Source organism: Candidatus Hydrogenedentota bacterium (assembly GCA_019695095.1).
Classification (GTDB): Bacteria; Hydrogenedentota; Hydrogenedentia; order Hydrogenedentales; family SLHB01; genus JAIBAQ01.
Map to the genome: position 1 here is coordinate 1 of JAIBAQ010000352.1, position 3,401 is coordinate 3,401.

Genomic DNA, 3,401 nt, shown 5'->3' on the forward strand with positions numbered 1-3,401 from the left:
TCGATGCGGTAGAAGAGCTTCAGGATCTCTTCGTTGTCCTCGAACCCGAAGGCGCGCAGGAAGGCCGTCCCGAGGATGCGGGACCGGCGGTCGATGGTCAGCCACAGCAGGTCGTTGACATCGTACTCAAACTCAAGCCACGCACCACGATACGGGATAATGCGCGCGGTGAGGAGGGTCTTGCCGTTCTGGTGGATCTTCGTTTCGAAGGACACACCCGGTGACTTGTGCAACTGGCTGACGATGACGCGTTCCGCGCCATTAATAATGAACGTGCCGGTCGGTGTCATCATGGGCAGTTCGCCCAGGAACACCTCCTGCTCGACCATGATCTTCTCGCGCAGCTCGTTCGTATTGCCCACTTCTTCGTAACGAACCAAGCGCAGCAACGCTTTAAGCGATGCCGCGTACGTGAGACCCCGCTGCTGGGCCTCCTGAACGGTGTATTTGGGCGGGGCAAAAGAATAGTGGACGAATTCCAGACGCGTCATCCCGTCGGGCGACGCTATCGGGAATACATCGAGAAAGACCTCCTGGAGACCTTTCGGCTCCCGTTCATCCGGGGGGACTTCCCATTGTAGGAAGTCCGCGTATGACTTGGTCTGAATCTCAATGAGATCCGGTAGCTCCATCTCGTCGGGAATACGCCCTAACGAGACGCGGCCATTCGTTTGCTCTGGAGCGACTGCCATGCGGAAGTTCCTCTGTCAGGTTGGTTGGCCTCGTCGAAGACAAAAAAGGCCTCTGTCCCTACGCCGGAGGTCGACAAATGGACATACTTCTACCGAGGCGAGCACAAACCGGAAGTTTACCAGCCGAAAATGCACATGTCAAGTATGAATAGTCACGCATTTCCGAGCGCCTGAAAGGGGCCGATTTTGGCCTGAAACTTCGACCCAGCCGATACGTGGAATTACAGCGTCCCGCCACCGAAACAGACACGCCACACCGTTTCGCCATCATAACATAGGACCCGAAAATTCGCGACTCCTTTTCCGGGCAGAATTTGGTGAGCCGTACAACACGCTACACGCGCGGGTTACCACACGCATCGCGCGGAAACTTTCCCGCACACGTATGTATTACATCCACAGACGTGCACGAATGGTCTGAACTGATGCAATCCAACGAATCGCGCTACGCACTCACTATGCGTTGCGCACACATATGCGGATCGATCCGCCTTTGGAGAGAGATCGATGGTTACATTGCGGAAAGCTCACCTTCTTGCACCGGTGCTTGTCGTTGCTCTAGTTGCTGGCAGCGGATGCCACCGCAGAACTGCGCCGCCCATCAACCCGAGTTTCACACCATCGCAGTCGGTATCGACTTCGGATACGCCGCTTGGCTTGAGCGGTATACCGTCGGGCTTTGAAGACACCAACTCCTTTGAGCTGCCCAACGTCGATCTCGCGAGCATTTCATTCAACAAAGACAATAGCCTCGTGAAACCGATCTATTTCGATTACGACAGCTATGAACTGCGGCCCGATGCGCTCGAAACACTGCGCGCGAATGCCGAAGTCCTTAAGCAGACTCCCGGCAACTACGTTCAAGTCGAAGGCCATTGCGATGAGCGCGGCACATCGGAATACAACCTCGCTCTCGGCGACAAACGCGCACAGACTACCCGCGAACAACTCATTCGCCTCGGCGTATCGGGCGACCGCATCGTCACCATCACCTACGGCGAAGAAGCGCCGGTCGATCTCGGTCACGACGAAAGCGCATGGGCGCAAAACCGCCGTTGCGAATTTTCCCAGGGCCGCAAAAACTAACCGCCGCCTCGTCGCGTCCACAATGCCCTGTCGGCGTGTCTCTCCAGTGTTTCGTCTGCGGTCGGACGTGTCAACCTGACGCCTGTAACAGACGTCTCCCAACAGACTATAATGTCTACGGGACAGTCCAACCGGGAGGCTTACAATGACATCGCGACGAATTGCCGCATTCGCCGGGATATGCGCATGTGTATTCGCGCTGTTTTGCTTTTCCGGCTGCAACCTTGACGGCGTAACGATCAATTACTTCGAGTCCGTTGGCCGTGATGACGTCCCCGACTTCCCCGACGATGGGGGTGGCGACGGCGGTGGCGACAATGGCGGCGGCGGCGATAACGGCGGCGGGGGAGGCGGTTCGACCGACAACCGTTTCGCCGGCACGTGGATAGCCTCCTACGGAGACGACCTGCCCGAAGGCAGCGGCCAACGTCAATACGCCGCGCGCATGGTCCTCCAGCAAAAAGACGCTTCCATCACCGGCACCGGCCAAATGCTCCGCTTCTTCAATAGCGGTACAGCCGCTTCGGACGGTTCTCCCTTCGCACTCACCATCACCGGCAGCGCCAGCCAAGACGACGCCATCCTGAACTTCACTGCAGCCGGCAAATTCAACAATCCGCCCCAGCTTAACGTGCGCCTCATTGGCAACCGGCTCGAAGGCGTATTCGTTGAGCGCGCCGCGAACCTTGTCGTCGATCGATTCGGCCACATGACGTGGCGCAGGGTCTCAGGTACAGACATCGACGGACCGTGGGTCAGCGCGTTTCGCGACTTCACCGTTCCTTCCAGTCCTTTCCCCGATCGCGACCGAACCGCGAGCATGACCCTTGCCTCCGCCGACAGCGCCATCTCGGGGATCGCGGAGTATGTCGAGATTGTCCCGAATTCCACTCCGGATACGGTCCCATTCACGTCGGCCACGGGCACCTTGCAGAATACACAACTCAAGTTCACGCTCGTTCCAACCGATCCCGCCGACGGCGAAGTGGATTGGTTCGGATTTCATGCAGGCAGCTACTTCGTCGGCGCGTATGGCCAGTTCGACGGCACCGACCTCGTCCGCTTCGGAAACGCCACGTGGTATCAGTCGCCCGACACGCCCAAACCCGCAGACTTCCAGAAGACCTGGATCAGCGCCTTCCGCGACACCGACGCCACCGGCACGCTCGAACCCGCCGATTATCTGCTCGTAACCAACGGCCTCACGGTGGACGGCAACACCGTCACCGGAACCGTTTCGCTGTTAGACGAAAGCGCGACCTCTCCGGCCTTCGAAACCTACAACATCGAGAACGGCACCGTGCTAGGTAGCAAGATGACCTTCGACATGGTCCGCTCCGGCTTCCGTTTCTCCTGGACGCTCCAGTTGGCCAATTCGTTGCTCGTCGGTTCCTACCAGCAGTTCAACAGCAACGACGACTTCCTCAGCCGCGGCGTGGCGTTGTGGCGAACAGGCTCCACGTCAACGAGCGGACTGATCGGCACGTGGACGGCCTCCTACTTCGACACCTATACCTCCAGCGACCAAGAGAATCGCGCAAGCCAATTGGCCGTCATCAGCATCACCAACGTCTCCGGCGACGGCACGATTTCGGGCAGCGGTTTCCTCAAACTCGCCAACGA

The 3,401-nt window shown here is 58.5% G+C and carries 3 protein-coding genes; 2 read left to right on the forward strand and 1 reads right to left on the reverse strand.

The genetic code is table 11. The annotated features are described in order from the left end of the window. Positions 1-692 (reverse strand): DNA-directed RNA polymerase subunit beta (gene rpoB, locus K1Y02_26205; protein ID MBX7259876.1); only part of this gene is annotated, 692 nt, incomplete at its 3' end. Between the two features lie 507 nt (positions 693-1,199). Here rpoB and pal point away from each other — a divergent pair. Both pal and K1Y02_26215 read left to right on the forward strand, forming a co-directional pair. Then, positions 1,200-1,778 (forward strand): peptidoglycan-associated lipoprotein Pal, encoded by a 579-nt coding sequence (gene pal, locus K1Y02_26210; protein MBX7259877.1) that lies wholly within the window; start codon positions 1,200-1,202, stop codon positions 1,776-1,778. Positions 1,779-1,923: 145 nt separating this feature from the next. Beyond that, positions 1,924-3,401 (forward strand): hypothetical protein (locus tag K1Y02_26215; GenBank protein MBX7259878.1); only part of this gene is annotated, 1,478 nt, incomplete at its 3' end.

Bases quoted from the DNA above. Each gene is read 5' to 3' on its own strand.
- pal (MBX7259877.1), top strand. From the start codon at position 1,200: ATGGTTACATTGCGGAAAGCTCACCTTCTTGCACCGGTGCTTGTCGTT.